Annotated in this window: 15 protein-coding genes; 4 read left to right on the forward strand and 11 right to left on the reverse strand. The window is 58.8% G+C overall.

Annotated features, from left to right (window positions below; translation table 11 throughout):
* Nucleotides 1-58: 58 nt before the first annotated feature.
* Nucleotides 59-1,111: a PstS family phosphate ABC transporter substrate-binding protein gene (locus AUP74_RS04210; protein ID WP_069946470.1), complete on the reverse strand. Its 1,053-nt coding sequence runs from the start codon at nt 1,109-1,111 to the stop codon at nt 59-61.
* 177 nt (nt 1,112-1,288) lie between these two features.
* On the opposite strand from AUP74_RS04210, the gene AUP74_RS04215 reads away from it, so the two are divergent.
* Complete coding sequence (locus tag AUP74_RS04215; RefSeq protein WP_069946471.1) at nt 1,289-1,867, forward strand: TRAP transporter small permease subunit; 579 nt, start codon at nt 1,289-1,291, stop codon at nt 1,865-1,867.
* On the forward strand, nt 1,864-3,225 hold the full coding sequence (locus AUP74_RS04220; RefSeq protein ID WP_069946472.1) for a TRAP transporter large permease: 1,362 nt from the start codon (nt 1,864-1,866) through the stop codon (nt 3,223-3,225). Before AUP74_RS04215 ends, AUP74_RS04220 begins: the two co-directional genes overlap by 4 nt.
* A gap of 191 nt (nt 3,226-3,416) precedes the next feature.
* Here the strand turns inward: AUP74_RS04220 and AUP74_RS17150 are convergent, their stop codons facing one another.
* The 8 genes from AUP74_RS17150 to AUP74_RS04250 form a co-directional block, all read right to left on the reverse strand.
* On the reverse strand, nt 3,417-3,746 hold the full coding sequence (locus AUP74_RS17150) for a hypothetical protein (protein WP_145924313.1): 330 nt from the start codon (nt 3,744-3,746) through the stop codon (nt 3,417-3,419).
* Nucleotides 3,747-4,198: 452 nt separating this feature from the next.
* Nucleotides 4,199-4,519, reverse strand: coding sequence for a hypothetical protein (locus AUP74_RS04225; RefSeq protein ID WP_145924314.1), 321 nt, complete (start codon nt 4,517-4,519; stop codon nt 4,199-4,201).
* Between the two features lie 131 nt (nt 4,520-4,650).
* Complete coding sequence (locus AUP74_RS04230; protein ID WP_069946474.1) at nt 4,651-5,067, reverse strand: helix-turn-helix domain-containing protein; 417 nt, start codon at nt 5,065-5,067, stop codon at nt 4,651-4,653.
* A gap of 211 nt (nt 5,068-5,278) precedes the next feature.
* On the reverse strand, nt 5,279-5,707 hold the full coding sequence (locus AUP74_RS17155; RefSeq protein WP_145924315.1) for a hypothetical protein: 429 nt from the start codon (nt 5,705-5,707) through the stop codon (nt 5,279-5,281).
* Nucleotides 5,708-5,946: 239 nt separating this feature from the next.
* Nucleotides 5,947-9,075, reverse strand: a complete 3,129-nt coding sequence (locus tag AUP74_RS04235) for an efflux RND transporter permease subunit (protein ID WP_069946475.1) — start codon at nt 9,073-9,075, stop codon at nt 5,947-5,949.
* On the reverse strand, nt 9,072-10,592 hold the full coding sequence (locus AUP74_RS04240) for an efflux RND transporter periplasmic adaptor subunit (RefSeq protein ID WP_069946476.1): 1,521 nt from the start codon (nt 10,590-10,592) through the stop codon (nt 9,072-9,074). Before AUP74_RS04240 ends, AUP74_RS04235 begins: the two co-directional genes overlap by 4 nt.
* 61 nt (nt 10,593-10,653) lie before the next feature.
* The gene (locus AUP74_RS04245; protein ID WP_069946477.1) at nt 10,654-11,943 is read right to left on the reverse strand and encodes a TolC family protein; all 1,290 of its coding nucleotides are present in this window, start codon (nt 11,941-11,943) and stop codon (nt 10,654-10,656) included.
* A gap of 58 nt (nt 11,944-12,001) precedes the next feature.
* Nucleotides 12,002-12,370 (reverse strand): hypothetical protein, encoded by a 369-nt coding sequence (locus tag AUP74_RS04250; RefSeq protein ID WP_069946478.1) that lies wholly within the window; start codon nt 12,368-12,370, stop codon nt 12,002-12,004.
* Nucleotides 12,371-12,555: 185 nt separating this feature from the next.
* On the opposite strand from AUP74_RS04250, the gene AUP74_RS04255 reads away from it, so the two are divergent.
* Nucleotides 12,556-12,948, forward strand: coding sequence for an acyl-CoA thioesterase (locus AUP74_RS04255; protein ID WP_069946479.1), 393 nt, complete (start codon nt 12,556-12,558; stop codon nt 12,946-12,948).
* A 38-nt stretch (nt 12,949-12,986) separates the two neighbouring features.
* Here AUP74_RS04255 and AUP74_RS04260 read toward each other — a convergent pair whose 3' ends face one another.
* Both AUP74_RS04260 and AUP74_RS04265 read right to left on the reverse strand, forming a co-directional pair.
* Entirely contained in the window at nt 12,987-13,583 is a 597-nt protein-coding gene (locus AUP74_RS04260) for a hypothetical protein (protein ID WP_069946480.1), read from the reverse strand.
* A 318-nt stretch (nt 13,584-13,901) separates the two neighbouring features.
* Entirely contained in the window at nt 13,902-15,038 is a 1,137-nt protein-coding gene (locus tag AUP74_RS04265) for a TRAP transporter substrate-binding protein (protein ID WP_069946481.1), read from the reverse strand.
* 458 nt (nt 15,039-15,496) lie between these two features.
* Here AUP74_RS04265 and AUP74_RS04270 point away from each other — a divergent pair, with 458 nt between their 5' ends.
* A complete protein-coding gene (locus AUP74_RS04270) occupies nt 15,497-16,198 on the forward strand; it encodes a hypothetical protein (protein ID WP_069946482.1) in 702 nt (233 codons plus the stop codon).
* The last annotated feature ends 70 nt before the right edge of the window (nt 16,199-16,268 follow it).

The raw sequence follows: 16,268 nt of genomic DNA on the forward strand, positions 1-16,268 counted from the left end.
CCTTGCGGGCTTGGCTGGTAAATCCATCTACCTGTTCTTGTCGAAATCTTATCGCAACTTATTTCTGGGCCAGGTTGCTCAGGGCATTCATTTCGCGAACATTCTTGGCCACCTGCTGACGCTTGGCTGTGGGCAGGGGAATCATGCCCTTGTCCGCCAGGTAACCGTCTTCGCCCCAGGCGCGCTCGCTGGTGAATTCAGCCAAGAACTGCTTCATACCGGGGATCACGCTCGCGTGTGCTTTCTTCACATAGATGAACAGCGGGCGGGAAACCGGATAGCTCTGGTCGGCAATGCTGTCGAAGGTGGGCTTGTGACCTTCGATGATGGAACCGTGCACCTTGTCGGCGTTCTGGTCCAGGAAGCTGAAACCGAAGATACCCAGTGCGTTCGGGTTGGCCACCAGCTTATTCACGATCAGGTTGTCGTTTTCACCGGCTTCGATGTAAGCGCCATCTTCGCGTACGGTGTGGCAGATCGCCTTGTACGCATTCTTGTCTTCGCTTTTCTTGGCGGCAATCCAGTCAAACTTCTTACAGCCACCTTCCATCGCCAGCTCGGCGAACGCGTCGCGGGTACCGGAAGTGGGGGGCGGGCCCAGTACTTCGATCTTCACATTCGGCAGCGCAGGGTTCACTTCTTTCCAGGTCTTGTAGGGATTCTCGACCAGAGTTTCGGAACCGTCCGGATTCGGCACTTCCTTGGCCAGGGCCAGGAAGATGTCCTTGCGGCTCAGCTCGAAAGTCTCTTTGCTTTTGGCGTTGGCCATTACGATGCCGTCATAGCCCACCTGGACCTCAACTACATCGACGCCGTTCTCCTGACACATGTCCAGCTCGGACTGCTTGATGCGGCGGGAAGCGCCGGTGATATCCGCAGTGCTCTCGCCCACGCCCTGGCAGAACAGCTTCATACCGCCACCGGTACCGGTGGACTCAACGACTGGAGTCTTGAACTGGGTCGCGCGGCTGAAACGCTCCGCCACGGTGGTGGTGAACGGATAAACGGTGGAGGAACCGACAATGCTGATATGATCGCGGGCCGCAGTGGCCGCCTGGGACGCGGCGATGGTCAGTGCCGCCAGGGAAGTGGCCAGAATCTGTTTGTTCATGGATAGCTCCAATGTGTGCTTGTGTTTCAGCGGCGATGCTAGGAACAACGGGTGACGATTCTATGAATGAAATGTGACAAAAAGGTTACATGTCGCCCATTGCGGCCACTGGCACCGGATTGGCGCCGGGGTTAGTCTTTGCACACAGAACAATAAGATGTAGAGAGAGAACTCCCCATGCCCCCCCTGGTGCCCCTCGCCCGGCAACTTGACCGGCTGGCCACTTCTGCCGGCAGCCTGCTCGGCTGGTTTACCCTCGCCATGGTGCTGCTGCAGAGCGCCGTCGTCCTCCTGCGCTACGGTTTTGACGGGGGCTCGGTGGCCCTGCAGGACGCAGTCCTGTACCTGCACGGCGCAGTCCTGATGCTGGGCCTCGCCTACGCCCTGCACACCGACGCCCACGTGCGGGTGGACGTCTTCTACCGGCGCATGTCCCACCGTGGCCGGGCCTGGGTGAACGCAGTAGGTACCCTGGTCTTCCTGCTGCCCCTGTGTGTATTCATCATTCTCGGCAGCTGGCACTTCACCGCCGCCAGCTGGGCCGTGCGCGAAGCCAGCTCCAGCGCCGGCGGCCTGCCGGGTATCTTCCTGCTCAAGAGCCTGATTCCCCTGTCCGCACTGACACTGGGCCTGCAGGGCATCGCCCAGCTTTGCCGCAGCCTGGCGGAACTGATGCTGGTGGAGTCCAGGCCGCCGGCAGCGTCCGTTGTTGCCGAAGAACCCGTGACCAAAGCGGTAGAGGAGGCGGGCGCATGATGGAGCTCATCCCCCTGCTGATGTTTGTCGCCGTCTGCGCGGCGCTGATGTTCGGCTACCCGGTGGCTTTCACCCTGGGCGGCACGGCGCTGCTGGCCGCGGGCCTCGGTATCGTTTTCGGTGCCTTTGACGCCGAACTGCTGCGCGCCTTTCCCGACCGCCTGTTCGGCATCATGCAGAACGGCACCCTGATGGCGGTGCCGCTGTTTGTCCTGATGGGTGTCATGCTCGAGCGGGCGCGGATCGCGGAGGAACTGCTGGTGAATCTGGCGCGGGTATTCTCCCGGGTGCCGGCGGGGATGGCAGTATCGGTGGTGGTGGTCGGTGCGCTGCTGGCGGCCAGCACCGGCATCGTCGGTGCCACCGTGGTAACCATGGGCCTGATGTCCCTGCCCACGATGCTGAACCGTGGCTACTCGCCGCGGCTGGCCACCGGCACCATCTGTGCCACCGGCACGCTCGGACAGATCATCCCGCCGTCCATCGCCCTGGTCCTGCTCGGCGACACCCTTTCCAATGCCTACCAGCAGGCGCAGCTCTCTGCCGGTATCTTCAACCCGCAGCCGGTGAGTGTCGGCGACCTGTTCGTGGGGGCCATCATTCCGGGCCTGCTGCTGGTGGCGGCTTACATCATCTACCTGCTGTTCGTCGCCCGGCGGGAGCCGGCGGTGGCCAAGCCGGCGGCGGAAAGCGTGAACCTGGCCGAGACCCTGAAGAGCCTGGTGCCGCCCATCGGCCTGATGGTGCTGGTGCTCGGTTCGATCATCACCGGTGCCGCTACTCCTACCGAGGCAGCGGCCGTTGGTGCCCTCGGCGCCGGTATCCTGGCGGTGAGCCGCGGCGCCCTGAACTGGGACCGCGCCGGGGAAGTAGGGCAGAGCACGCTCAAGGTCACCGCCATGGTTTTCGCCATCCTGATCGGTGCGTCGCTGTTTTCGCTGGTGTTCCGCGGTTACGACGGCGAAGAACTGGTGACCCACTTCTTCAACAGCCTGCCCGGCGGTGTGGTGGGCGCCACCCTGCTGGTGATGGTGGTGATCTTCCTGCTCGGCTTTATCCTCGACTTTATCGAGATCACCTTCGTGGTGGTGCCCATTGTCGGACCGGTGCTGCTGGCCATGGGTGTGGATCCGATCTGGCTTGGCATCATGATCGCCATCAACCTGCAGACCTCGTTCCTGACCCCACCGTTTGGCTTTGCACTCTTCTACCTGCGCGGCGTGGCCCCGGAAACCGTCGCCACCGGTGCCATCTACCGCGGCGTGGTGCCGTTCATCATGATTCAGCTGCTGGTGATGATGCTGCTGGCCCTGTGGCCGTCGCTGGCTACCTGGTTGCCGGGGTATCTGGCGAGTTGAGGGAGGAATGCCGGATAAAAAATTCCGACAGATCAATAGGTATCTGTCAAAGGCGATGGCGCGTGGCTGCCAAGTCCCGGTGATCGTTAGCAAGCAGTAAGGCGTCGTAACTCTCACAGCCGGGGCGGCCGGAGCGTAGCGTAGGTTGTCCCGAGCAGGCCTGCAGGGCCGGAGCATACTGCCTGTGATTGTTAGGAGCGTGCTCTGATGTCATAAGTTGCTGCTAAATCTAGGATCAGACTCACCGTGGAGGCTTGATGATCTGATGCGGAAACCAACACCATCAATGTGTCGGCTCCTGATTCATTAGAAATGGCAAAGTCTAGCTTTTCAGATCCGCAGAATGAATATTCGAAGTATGCCGGAATTTCACTATCGGTACCCTCCATGCCAAATTCAATAGCGTCTATGTCGAGATCAGAAATTTTATAGCTAACTAGTCTAGCTAACTCATTAAGAACAAAGTCCTTATTGGATCGCCACACCCAAGAACTAACATTATATTTTTTCGCTGCGCTCAAACTAGTGAGCTACTAACGCCCGCCGCACAGGCGAGCAAATTGTTGTGAGTCCAGCGCATGAAGTGCGCGACTGTCCCGGCGCTTGTTAGGCAGAGTTACCTTCACAGGACATAGCCAGGCAACTAGCAGAAGTCGATAATTCAAAATAATTGCCCCCAATGTGTCAGGGATAGTATGGGAAATCATCCCTAGTAGCTGCCTCTAGCCATTCGCGATCAATTCCACCGCTAAAGCCAACAACAGAATCAAGATCGCAATACGGACATATGGCAGTTTTACCATTCTCACACCAAAATTTAATATCTTCTGGCTTAAACTCCATCAGACAGTTGAAGCATGCTGCGTAATCGCTTGCAAGAAGCTCCTTACGATGGAAGCAGCTAGCTGTCCTTACTATCTCCGTATATTTCTTGCTCAAGCTATCTGCCTAACACCCAAAGCAGCCGCTCAGACTACTGTGTCGGCTGCCTTAGCTTGTTAAGGGTCGATGGTCGATCCGCCCCCATTACGAAGTTGTGAAGCGCTTTACCTTTTCTAAGTAGGTAGTACGCCAAGCCAGTGTAAAGCAGAACCCTAATTAAGGCAGGAATAAAAACCGTCTCAGCACCAAAGCTAGCCAGTTCCGTTCCGAGAGTCTCAATATCTTCGATAAAGTTCACTCTAATCAGGAAGTAGCCATTCGCGATGACCTGAACCAAGCTCTCTAGCGACTTGTATAGAAAAAAGAGCCCCATTAAACGGATGGCGACCCAATATGTATCTGACTTTTCCAATATGTGGTCCTTAACGCCGTGCGCAGCGGCGGCTTACTTTGTGGAATTTTTGCGCAAAAGTGGGAGCGTAGCAACTGCGCAAAAAGTGCACAGAGTAAGACGTCGGTCTGCCGCACCTTGTTATGTGCGGGCTACCAGTACGCTCTTTTGTCTATATATGCTATTAATTTCGTATTTATATATGCAAAAAAGAATGCAAGGGGCGTTGTTATCGCCATAGGCTTTAACAAAACCCAAGAAAGCGCGCCAAGTGCGAGCAGAATATACTCTATGGCTAACATATGTGAGCGCCTTTTTACACCGAGTAAAAATACCCTAATGAACCATGGTTCAGATTTCCATGCTTCGCATTTTTTATCAATCACGATGATTTCCTCTGTAAGTTTTGAAAGTTCTACTTCAAAAACAGAGGCGAGTGATTTGAGAGTCTCTAGACTAGCTTTATTGCCTGCTTCAACTCTTTGGATAGTTCTTAAGCTCAAACCAGCTAGTTGAGCTAGCTGCTCCTGAGACCAATTTCGCTTTTCTCTTAGCTTCTTAACAATCATTCCAGTTCCTCACCTCTGTTCGAGGAAACTATGGGGTATTTTGAGTACTGTCGGTGACGTCATGCGGCCGCCACCATTGCGACTCGCTTAATAATTATGCACATAACGCCGCAATCAGACGCGGCTTACTTTGTGCACGTTTTGCACGAAAATGGGAGCGCAGCGACGGTGCAAAACGTGCACAAAGTAAGACGTCGGCTGCATTGCATTGTTATGGCCGGGAGCCAGGGCGGCTCTCTCCACCTTTGGTCCCCATCCGAAGACCGAGCCCTATTTTAAGGGTAACTAAGTGCAACCCTATTAAAGTTATTACCAACGCCGGAGCTCCGAAAATAAAACCGGCCACTAGAGCCAGCACTCCGAAAACAACAAAATTTTGAACCCAGCCAAGCTTTACATCTTGACCATCTAGATCACACCACTCCCACCAAAGTATGTTCCACCAAAGGCTCGAAGCAGCTATGTATTCCAGAAGTATACGTTTTGCTCCTACAACACCCCTGGATCTGAGTTCACCTTCAATTCGACTGATGTACTCATCATTAAATTGAGTATCGAGATAGCGATCTCCAATTAATGAAAATATGCTTCTTCTTGAAATACTCATAAGCCATAACAGTTTATTCTTAGGCGTGGTCATATCTGGCCACGTGAGTACATGCACCCATTTGGAGATAGATAAAGCCATAGATGGCCAGATATAGCCATGCCTTATATTTCGAAAGAGGCGGGGTGTCGATTGTGGCGCCAGCCGGCAGGCAGAGTATCGGCCACGACGTTCCAGAACTGTCGGCGCCAGTGCAGCGCCGACAGCTCTTATGGAGCAGTATTAATCGTGGCTTGAAAAACCCGGCCGGTGGCTTTCACTCACACCGGAAGCTACGAAGCATTGGCTAAATGACGCCCCTTCCAGAGTCGGTAGATCGCCGGAATCACCAATAGCGTAAGCAGCATGGCACTAACCATGCCACCCACCATTGGTGCGGCGATGCGCTGCATCACCTCTGAACCGACACCGGAGCCGATCATCACCGGGATCAGGCCGATAAAGACCGTAGCGGTGGTCATCAGCACCGGCCGCATGCGCTGGCCGGCACCCTCGCGAATTGCCCGCTGCAGGTCTTCCCGCGACAGGTCGCCGCCTGCCTCGGCGCGCTCTTCCTGCACCCGCTGCCAGGCCTGGTTCAGGTAGACCAGCATGATCACGCCGATCTCCACCGCCACGCCCGCCAGTGCGATAAAGCCGACCCCAACCGCCACCGAAAAGTTGTAGTCGAGCCAGTAAAGCAGCCACAGACCGCCGATCAGTGCCAGCGGCAGGCTGCCCATGATCACCAGTACCTCGCCCACATGGCGGAAACTGAGGTAGAGAAGCAGCACGATGATGCCCAGGGTCAGGGGCAACAGGATGCTGAGTCGCTCCCAGGCCCGTTCCATGTATTCGTACTGGCCGGACCAGATCAGCGAATAGCCAGGCGGCAGCTCCAGCTGATCCGCCACCGCCTGCTTGGCACTGGCGACCCAACTACCCAGGTCCACATCGGTAATGTCCACATAGATCCAACCATTGGGACGCGCGTTTTCAGTCTTGATCATCGGCGGGCCGTCCCGTACCTCAATGCGGGCCACGTCGCCCAGCGCCAGATGGCTGCCGTTCGGGGCGACCAGAGGCAGTTGGCGCATCTGTTCGGGGGAGTCCCGCCAGCTCTGAGGGTAGCGCAGGTTGACCGGATAGCGCTCCAGCCCCTCCACCGTGTCGCTGACGTTGCGGCCGCCGATGGCGGTGTCTACCACCGACTGCACATCGGTGATATTCAGGCCAAAGCGGGCGGCGGCGACGCGATCGATATCCACATCGATATAGCGCCCGCCGGCGACCCGCTCTGCGTAGACAGAGGCGGTACCGGGCAGATCGCCGAGAATGCTCTCCAGCCGCGTGCCGATCCGCTCGATCTCCATCAGATCCTGTCCGGCCACCTTGATGCCCACCGGCGTCTTGATGCCGGTGGCCAGCATGTCGATGCGGGTCTTGATGGGCATCACCCAGGCGTTGGTGACCCCGGGGACCTGCACCACCCGGTCCAGCTCGGCACGCAGCTTTTCCGGGGTCATGCCCGGCCGCCACTGTTCCTCGGGCTTGAAGCGGATGATGGTCTCGATCATGGTCAGGGGTGCCGAGTCGGTGGCGGTGTCGGCGCGGCCGATCTTGCCCCAGACCTGGGCCACCTCCGGTACCGTCTTGATCAGCTTGTCGGTCTGCTGCAGCAGTTCCCGCGCCTTGCCAATGGAAATGCCCGGATGGGTACTGGGCATGTACATCAGGTCACCCTCGTCCAGCGGCGGCATGAACTCAGTGCCGGTCTTGGTGAGCGGATAGAGGGCACTGGCCAGCAGGAGAAGGGCGGTGACAAGCACCAGGCGCGGAAAGCGTACCGCCAGCTCCAGCGCCGGACGGTAGACGGCCGTCAGGGCGCGATTGATCGGGTTGGCCTGTTCCGGCTTGACGTGACCGCGCACGAAATAACCCATCAATACCGGCACCAGGGTAATGGCCAGTCCCGCCGCCACCGCCATGGCGTAGGTCTTGGTATAGGCGAGCGGGCTGAACAGTCGCCCCTCCTGGCCCTCGAGGGCGAAGACCGGCAGAAAGCTCAGGGTGATGATCAGCAGGCTGAAAAAAAGCGGCGGCCCCACTTCACTCGCTGCTTCAGCCACCACCTGCCAGCGATTGCGCTCGGTCAGCGGAGTGCGCTCCATGTGCTTGTGCAGGTTCTCAATCATCACGATGGCACCGTCCACCATGGCACCGATGGCAATGGCGATGCCGCCCAGGCTCATGATATTCGCGTTGATGCCCTGCAGGTGCATGACGATAAACGCACCGAGAATCCCCAGTGGCAGGCTGAGGGCGATCACCAGCGATGAGCGCAGGTGATACAGGAACAACGCACAGACCAGCGCTACCACCAGGAACTCCTGCAGCAGCTTGTGGGCCAGATTCTCCACCGCGCTGTCGATGAGTTCGCTGCGGTCGTAAGTGGGTACAATTTCCACCCCTGCCGGCAGGCTTTGCTGAAGCTCGCCCAATCGTTCGGTCACCCGCTGGATCACAGCGCGAGCATTGTCGCCGAAGCGCATCACCACCACGCCGCCGACCACTTCGCCCTCGCCATCGAGTTCGGAAATGCCGCGGCGCATCTGCGGCCCCACGCGGATTTCTGCCACGTCACCGAGTAGCAGCGGTGTGCCGCTGTCGTCGACCCGCAGGGGGATCTGGCGCAGATCGTCGACGCCCTGGATATAGCCACTGGCGCGGACCATGTACTCCGCTTCCGCCATTTCCACCACCGAGGCACCGGTCTCCCGGTTGCCGCGCTGGATGGCGGTGCGCACCTGGTCGAGCGTCAGGTCGTAGGCGCGCAGACGCAGCGGGTCCACCACCACCTGGTATTGCCGCACCATACCTCCGACGGTGGCCACCTCCGAGACGCCGGGGATGGTCTGTAGCTCGTATTTCAGAAACCAGTCCTGGATCGAGCGCAGCTGGGCCAGATCGTGCTCGCCGCTGCGATCCACCAGGGCATAGCTGTAGATCCAACCGACACCAGTGGCATCCGGTCCGAGTTCCGGCTGGGCGCCGGCAGGCAGCCTGGGCGCCACCTGACTCAGGTATTCCAGCACCCGCGAGCGCGCCCAGTAGAGGTCCACGTCGTCATCGAAGATCACATAGACATAGGAATCGCCAAAGAATGAATAGCCCCGCACCGTGACCGCACCGGGCACCGACAGCATGGCAGTGGTGAGCGGGTAGGTGACCTGATCCTCCACCACCTCCGGTGCCTGGCCGGGATAGGAGGTCTTCACGATCACCTGCACATCGGACAGGTCGGGCAGGGCGTCGACCGGGGTGTGGCGCAGGCTGTAGAGGCCGCCGAGTAGCAGGGCGAAGGCGCCGAGCAGCACCGCAATGCGGTTGTGCAGCGACCAATGGATAATGCGGGCGATCATTTGTGCTCGCCCCCTTGGTCATGGTGGTCGTGGTGATCGTGGGAGTCGGACTTCTCCTCCTGCTGCGGCTGGTGGTGCTGGTGACCCGCCGCCGGTCGCACCGCCAGCACCTCGTACTTGCCATCCGGCCGTTCGCGGATCTGCACCTCGACCCGGCTATCGCTCTCCATCGCCTCACGCAACGCCTCGCCGGCGCCTTCCGCGACATAAAAGCCCATCACCATGCCCGGCCAGTCCCAGGCCGGTACCGGGTCGTGCTCCAGGCGCGCGTAGTGGTTGTCATCCGGCATGCTCAGCACCCGGGCGCCCACCCAGGGCTGGTCTCCGGCATCCAGGCGCTCGAGGCCGGCACTGACGCTGGACTCGGAATCCAGCAGGAACTGGGCGGAGGTCACCACCCGCTGCCCCGCCTCGAGCCCCTCGAGGATTTCCACCCGCTCGCCGAATTCGCGCCCGGACCGCACCTTGATGGAGCGGAAACGGCCGTCCCCCTCAGCGAGCACCACACGCTCCATGCTGCCGGTGCGGATCAGCGCTTCCCTCGGAATCGTCAACGCCTGCAGGGCGGGGCCGTCCAGTTGCAGTTGCACGAACATGCCTGGACGCAGGGTGCGGTCCGGGTTGTCGACCCGCACGCGCACGGTCAGGGTGCGCATCTGCTCGTTCAGCTGCGGCAGCACCTTGGCGATCTTGCCCAGCCAGATGCGACCGGGAGCAACGTCGGCGCGCACGGTGGCGGTATCCCCCGGCTGCACCTTGTAGCCCTGGCGGGGAAACACTTCACCCTCGATCCACACGGTCTGCAACGGCCCCACGCTCACCAGGGTGGTCTGCGGGGTAATGTACATGCCGTCGCGCACACCCAGGTTTTCCACGTAGCCGCTGGCTTCGGCATAGAGCGTAATCGCTTCGCGTGCCTTGCCTTCGCGCTCAACACTGGCAATCTCGGCGGCGGGAATACCCTGGCTGTGCAGGCGCTCGCGCGACGCGGCAATCAGGGCGCGATTGCCACTCTTGAGAGCGGCCAGCAGTTCCCGCTGGGACTTGACCAGTTCCGGTGAATAGATCTCGACCAGGGACTGGCCTTTTTCCACCCGGTCCCCCTTGGCCTTGACCCAGCTTTTTTGCACCCAGCCTGTCAGCCTGGAATGCTGATGCTCGATCCGGTCCTCGTCCAGGCGCACGATACCGACCGTGTTCAGCTTGGCGGACACGGAATCGCGCTCTGCCACGCCGGTGCGCACACCCAGGTTGCTCTCCACTGCCGGCGAGATACGCACAGTGCCTGCCGCCTCTTTTTCCTCTTCGCCCTCATACACCGGAATCAGGTCCATACCCATGGGCGACTTGCCCGGCCCGTCGCGACGGTAATTGGGGTCCATCGGCGCGACCCAGTAGAGGATCTTCTTTTCTTCCTGTGCCTGTTCAGACGAATCCCCGTCGCCGGCACCAAGCCACCAGCCCAGCGCCACGCCGGCCAGTACTGCCGCGGTGATCACGATTGGAGCCTTTTGCATCGTTCGTATTCCTATACAGTCCGCCCGCGGGGCGGGCCAATTCTTGTTGCTGGCAAGCCGCTCACTTGCCGTCCACCGGTACCGCGCCGGCGAGGTAATAGCGAATCCGCGCCAGCGCGCGGAAGTAGTCGTAATCCAGCTGCAGGGCCGCGATCTGCGCCTCGATGGCCTCCATTCGAGCGGTGATCACTGCGTCGAGGTCGGCGGTATTGGCGGCGTAGCCCTGCAGCAATGCCTCAGCCGTCGCCTCCGCCGTCGGCAGCAGCTGGCTTCGGTAAAGATGGCGCCGCGACTGCAGGCTCTCGGCCGAGGCCGCGGCACTGTTCAGGCCGCCGTGCAGCCGCTGCAGCAGGTTCTGGCGCTGAAGAATGCCGGCGCTCTCCCGCGCACGGGCGGCGGCGAGGCGCTGATCCTGGCGATTCTGGCGGAACAGGGGCAGGTCGACGGAAATGAGCGCGCTGGCGAAGTCGGCGCCGTCGCTCATGGGCGTGGGCTGGCGCTGGCCGTAGCTCAGCTCCAGCTTCCACTGCGGTTTGTAGGCCTCGTGAGCCAGCGCCACGTTGCGCGACTGCGCCTCCACCATGGCCCCGGCCGCATCCAGTGCCGGATGGCCGGCGATAGTCTCTGGCGGCACCGGCAGCTGCCGGGCCTGCAGCCAGGCCTCCGTGTCCGGCCAGTCCGGCAAGCGGGTGTTCACCGGCTGCCAGGCGGCTTCGCCGATCCAGCGGGTGAGTTCGCCGCGGGCGCGGTCGATATCGCCGTCCATGGTCTGCAGCCGGTCATCGATACGGGCCAGCGCCAACTGGGTCTGCAGCAGTCGCTGGGACTGGACTTCACCGGTGGCGAGGCGATTGCGGTCATACTCCACCAGCTGCTCCAGCCACTTGCGGTTTTCCAGCAGCAGCTGACGGCGCTCGAGCTGGGCAGAGAGCTGCAGGAAGGACTCATTCACCGCCAGCGCCAGCTGCAACTCACGATCGGCAGCATTCGCGTAGGAGGCCTCTGCCTGCAACAGACCGCGCTCGCCAGTCAGACGGGCGCTATCACCGCGGGGCAGCTGCTGGCTTACTCCCAACAGTTTCTGCGTCATGGGCTGCTCGTCGAAGGCAAAGCTGTCCGTGGGCAGGTTGGCGACGCCAAACTTGAGCATCGGGTCAGCCCACTGGCTGTCCGCCACCGCGCCGGCTTCCAGCGCCTCGGCCTCCAGGCGCTGGGCAGCGCTTTCCGGATCGAGCTCCAGGGCAATCTGCACTGCCTGGCGATGGTCTATGGATGCGAACGCCGGCGTCGCGAGGGCAAGCGCCAGTGCAATTGGGCCGCAACGCCGCGCGGCCCTTTTGGGGAAAAACATCGGTTATTCCTGTCTGTGTGATAGCTCGTCGGTGCGCAGAGCACCCGTTAACGGGACATCAGGCGGCGATAGGGGGCCGGAACAGACTGGAAAGAGGGGAATCGGGGCGGTCGATTGCGGAGAACAGGACCGTCGGGTGATAGGCGGCTACATCGAATGGCTGGAATACCGCCAGAACGGCAACCGGCGAGGCACAGGCACCCAGCGCACAGCTGAGCTGGCACTGGCTCGCCTGCTCCGAGGCTGCTACCGAGTTATCCACATCGTCGCAGCAGGGCATGTCACCTGGCATCTCGTGGTGCATATCCATGTCAGCATGGGACATGGAGCCGGCGCCACCCATTTCGCCACAGTCGTGCTGCACCGCAGAAGCGAAGCTCTGGGCGCTCAACATCAACAGCAGAAACAGGGTCAGGATGCGGTGCATGGCGGGATTCTAGGTGCCCCGGCAGCATCGGGCAAGTTCGCGCCGGGCTGAGGAACCGGGGAAGCTGCACCAGAGCGCACGATTGGCCTTGTCACCTGTGGCTAATTTATATGCACCCTGTGCTACAATGCGCCACCCGCTTCGCGGCAACACCCACAATAAGTCTAAGAGTTCGTAAGCAGTCCATGGCAGCACTAGATGAAGCGCCGCAACCTTCCGGCACCCTCACCCTGCAAACCCTGGCGATGCCCCGGGATACCAACCCCCAGGGGGATGTGTTCGCCGGCTGGCTGATGTCCCAGATGGACCTCGCCGGTGCCATTTTCGCCCAGACCATTGCCCGCGGCCGGGTCACCACTGTCGCCACGGGCAATATGGTATTCCTGCGCCCGGTGCCCGTAGGCTCGACTGTCAGCTGCTACGCAGAACCCGTCGAGGTGGGCCGCTCCTCTATCCGCACCATGGTGGAAGTGTGGCTGACACGGGTAGGCTCAGGCGAGCAGGTGAAGGTGACTGAAGGGGAGTTCGTGTTTGTCGCCATCGATGACAAAGGACACACCCGGCCCCTACCGAACTGACCTCATATCCCACGGGGCTTCCTACCGTGCGGCCCGAGTCAGTGGCGCACGTCTGAGTCGGGTAAGGTGATACCCAGTGTGCGCAGCTCGGCCGCCAGGCGAGGATCGCCGCTGGTGCGCCAGCGTTGATACAGGTTGATCACATCCGCCGCATCGAAGGCACGCTGCTTGGCACAGGCACGCGCGACCAATTCCAGCATGCGACTGAATTTTGCCGCCAGCTCGGCAAACACATGCCGGTACTGACGGGCGTTGTCGCCGAGATAGTCATATGCACCGCCGCCCATGCCGACAAAGTAATCCCTCACGATACCCTTGCGGGCGTAGCTCTCGGGGAACACCGCTCCGATAAACAGGGCGGTATCCCCCAGCTTGCGCAGTAACTGGCATCGCTCCCACTCACTGGGCGTTTCCACCGCATCCCGGTACAGGAGGGCAAGTGGCCGGATACCGCGCTCCCCCTGTTCGTAGGTAAACAACTCATCGCTGTCCCCGAAGCGGGCCAGCATATTGCCCATATACCAGAGCGTGTCCTCGTGGGGCGGCGGCGCCAGCTCCCGACCGTATTCCTGCAGGCGACCACGGAAATATTCCGCCAGGGTCAATTCAAAATCTGTGCGCTGTACCAATGCCATGGAGAATCCTCCCGCTCTCCCTGAGCCTCACAAAAACGCAGGAAAATCTCCAGCAATATTCCATTCCTAACAGCCCGGTTTATATAGATTTTCTTTCTAATAAATGCTGGCTGATCAGTGGCGGTGCCGGCCCACGAGAACAAACGACGGGCCGGCCCTGGGGCAGGCGGCATAGTGATACAGACATGGCGGCGTCAATAGCGCCCGGGGCGAGGGATTGCCCGGAGGGAGATGCGGTCGGCAATCAGCAGAGGATTTTTCCTCTGCTGAATTCATTGTCCGGCCATCACTTCCGCTGACGGCCAGGATGGCGCCCAATTATTGATCCAGCTCCAGTAAGCGAGTCTGGTAGTAAGCCTCTTCACTGATGCGGTGATAGGGAATCACTTGCGCCTCAAACTCGCGGAAGGCCTCATAGATGCGCGCGAACTGAGGGTCCTCTGCTGCCGTCTCCTCCAGAATCTCCGTGTTGATGGTCTTCAGGTGGGCCAGTACCTCGTCCGGCAGGCGCTTCAGTTGCACGCCGTGCTTATCCACCAACTCTTTCAGTGCACGGTTGTTGCGCGCGGTGTACTCGTCGAGCATGTCCTGATTGGCATCCCTCGCTGCAGCGCGGACGATGGCCTGCAGGTCCCCGGGCAGTTTCTCGAAGGCACTCTTGTTGATGATGAATTCGAGGATAGAGCCCGGCTCGTGCCAGCCCGGGTAGTAGTAGTACTCGGCAATCTGGTGAAAACCGAAAGCCAGGTCGTTATACGGTCCCACCCACTCGGTGGCATCGATCACACCAGTCTGCAGCGCGGTATACAGCTCGCCACCGGGAATGGTCACTGCGGTGCCACCGGCGCGATTCAGCACCTCACCACCGAGGCCGGGGATGCGCATCTTGAGGCCCTTCAGGTCCTCGACCGAGTTGATTTCCTTGTTGAACCAGCCCGCCATCTGCACACCGGTGGAACCGCCGGCCATGGGGATCAGGTTGAAGGGCGCGTAAAGTTCTTCCCACAGCTCCAGGCCACCACCGTGGTGCAGCCAGCCATTCATCTCCTGGGCATTGAGCCCGAAGGGTACGGCGGTAAAGAACTGCGCCGCGGGCAGTTTGCCCTTCCAGTAATAGGCGGCACCGTGGCCCATCTGTGCAGCACCCTCGGACACGGCGCCGAATACGCCCATAGCCGGCACCAGCTCACCAGCACCGTAGACCTTGATCTTCAGCCGGCCAGCGGACATTTCCTCGACTTTTTTGGCAAAGCGCTCCGGCGCACTACCGAGGCCGGGGAAATTTTTCGGCCAAGTCGTGACGAGTTTCCATTGAAAGGTTTCCTGCCCCGTGCCTTCGGCAAACTGCTGGGCCGGACCGAGAGAAGCGCGCGAAACCACCAGCGCGCCAAAGGTGATCACCAGCAGGGCCAGCAGGCCGAGAATGATGGGGGGGTACCAGTTGATCTTTTTCATTAACTGCCGTTTTTGTCTTTTCTTATGGTTGAAGTAGCCCTAACAAAATTATTTTACCTTACCCTTCACATTACTTCTTTCCATTTTAATCTTCGATTGACACATGTCATTCGCCTCAATAGCTTCAAATGGCTAGGCGAAATATAAGGATATAACCATGATAAAATCATCGACACGTAGACGGATTCTGATTTTCTTAGGATTTTCTTTGTTAGTTTCTATACCTTTCGGTGCCTCGGCTTTTCATATAAGTGAAACTAGTTGTACTAACTCATGCGTAGTTATATATGACTCTTCGACAGGTAGCTACACTATAAGAGATTGCTGCGGTGGCAGAGTTTATACAACGTTTCTTCCACACCCTGGAGAAGAATACCCAGGCGAAAAATAATTAACACCAGCACATTTTAACCCACATTTTCGCCTAGCCCTAATATCTTAATATAAGTGGAAATGAAATGAATAAGTCATTGATACTGGCATTCGCCTTCGCCTGCTCGACTGTTTTTTTTGCATTCGAGTACTTTAGACTCACCAATCCCCCAGAAGAGGCGATAACTAATAAAGAGACTTCTCACCTTACAGCTCACCAAGATACTGTAATGGCAATAAATCCAGCTCAACCGATAGTACCTATTGATGATTATGAAAACGAACATGAGCATTCAAATGAAAAGTCCACTTATAATATTCATGATGTTAAAAAAGAGCTTTGTAAGAGTGACCCGAGCGAACATTATTGCTCCATCAATACAGAGTTAGATTTGGCAGATATGATTTTCGATGGAAATCTAAGTGCAGCAAAAGTTGAAGAGACTGGCATCGTTCTTCAAGGCAGTAATTACAACGAAGTAATGCAGAATATCGTAGGAAACGATTCTGAAAACATCATGAAGTCTGAGGAATTCAATCAAAGAGCCATAGCTATGGCTAACAGTATTGATCCCCGGATTGAAAGCTCTTTCGCCTGCAATCCAAATCTTTGCCTGGCAAGTGTCCGGGCATATTCTGAGCAAAACTGGCAAGATTTTCAGGAGGCCTTCTTTACCGGGGACGCTGCTGGCAACCTGTTCATCCTTCCTGACCCGCATGAAGATCAGGTTTACAGGGTGCTCGTGGCGCTTGGGAACGGATTGCCCGTCCTGAAGAGAGAGAACTAAAACAGCGATTAGGAAAGGTGGCCATGTAGAAGCAGCTTTAAGACCTTCTTCCCAGTAAAGTAGGCCACCT

Origin of the sequence: Microbulbifer aggregans (assembly GCF_001750105.1) — a bacterium.
GTDB classification, from domain to species: Bacteria; Pseudomonadota; Gammaproteobacteria; order Pseudomonadales; family Cellvibrionaceae; genus Microbulbifer; species Microbulbifer aggregans.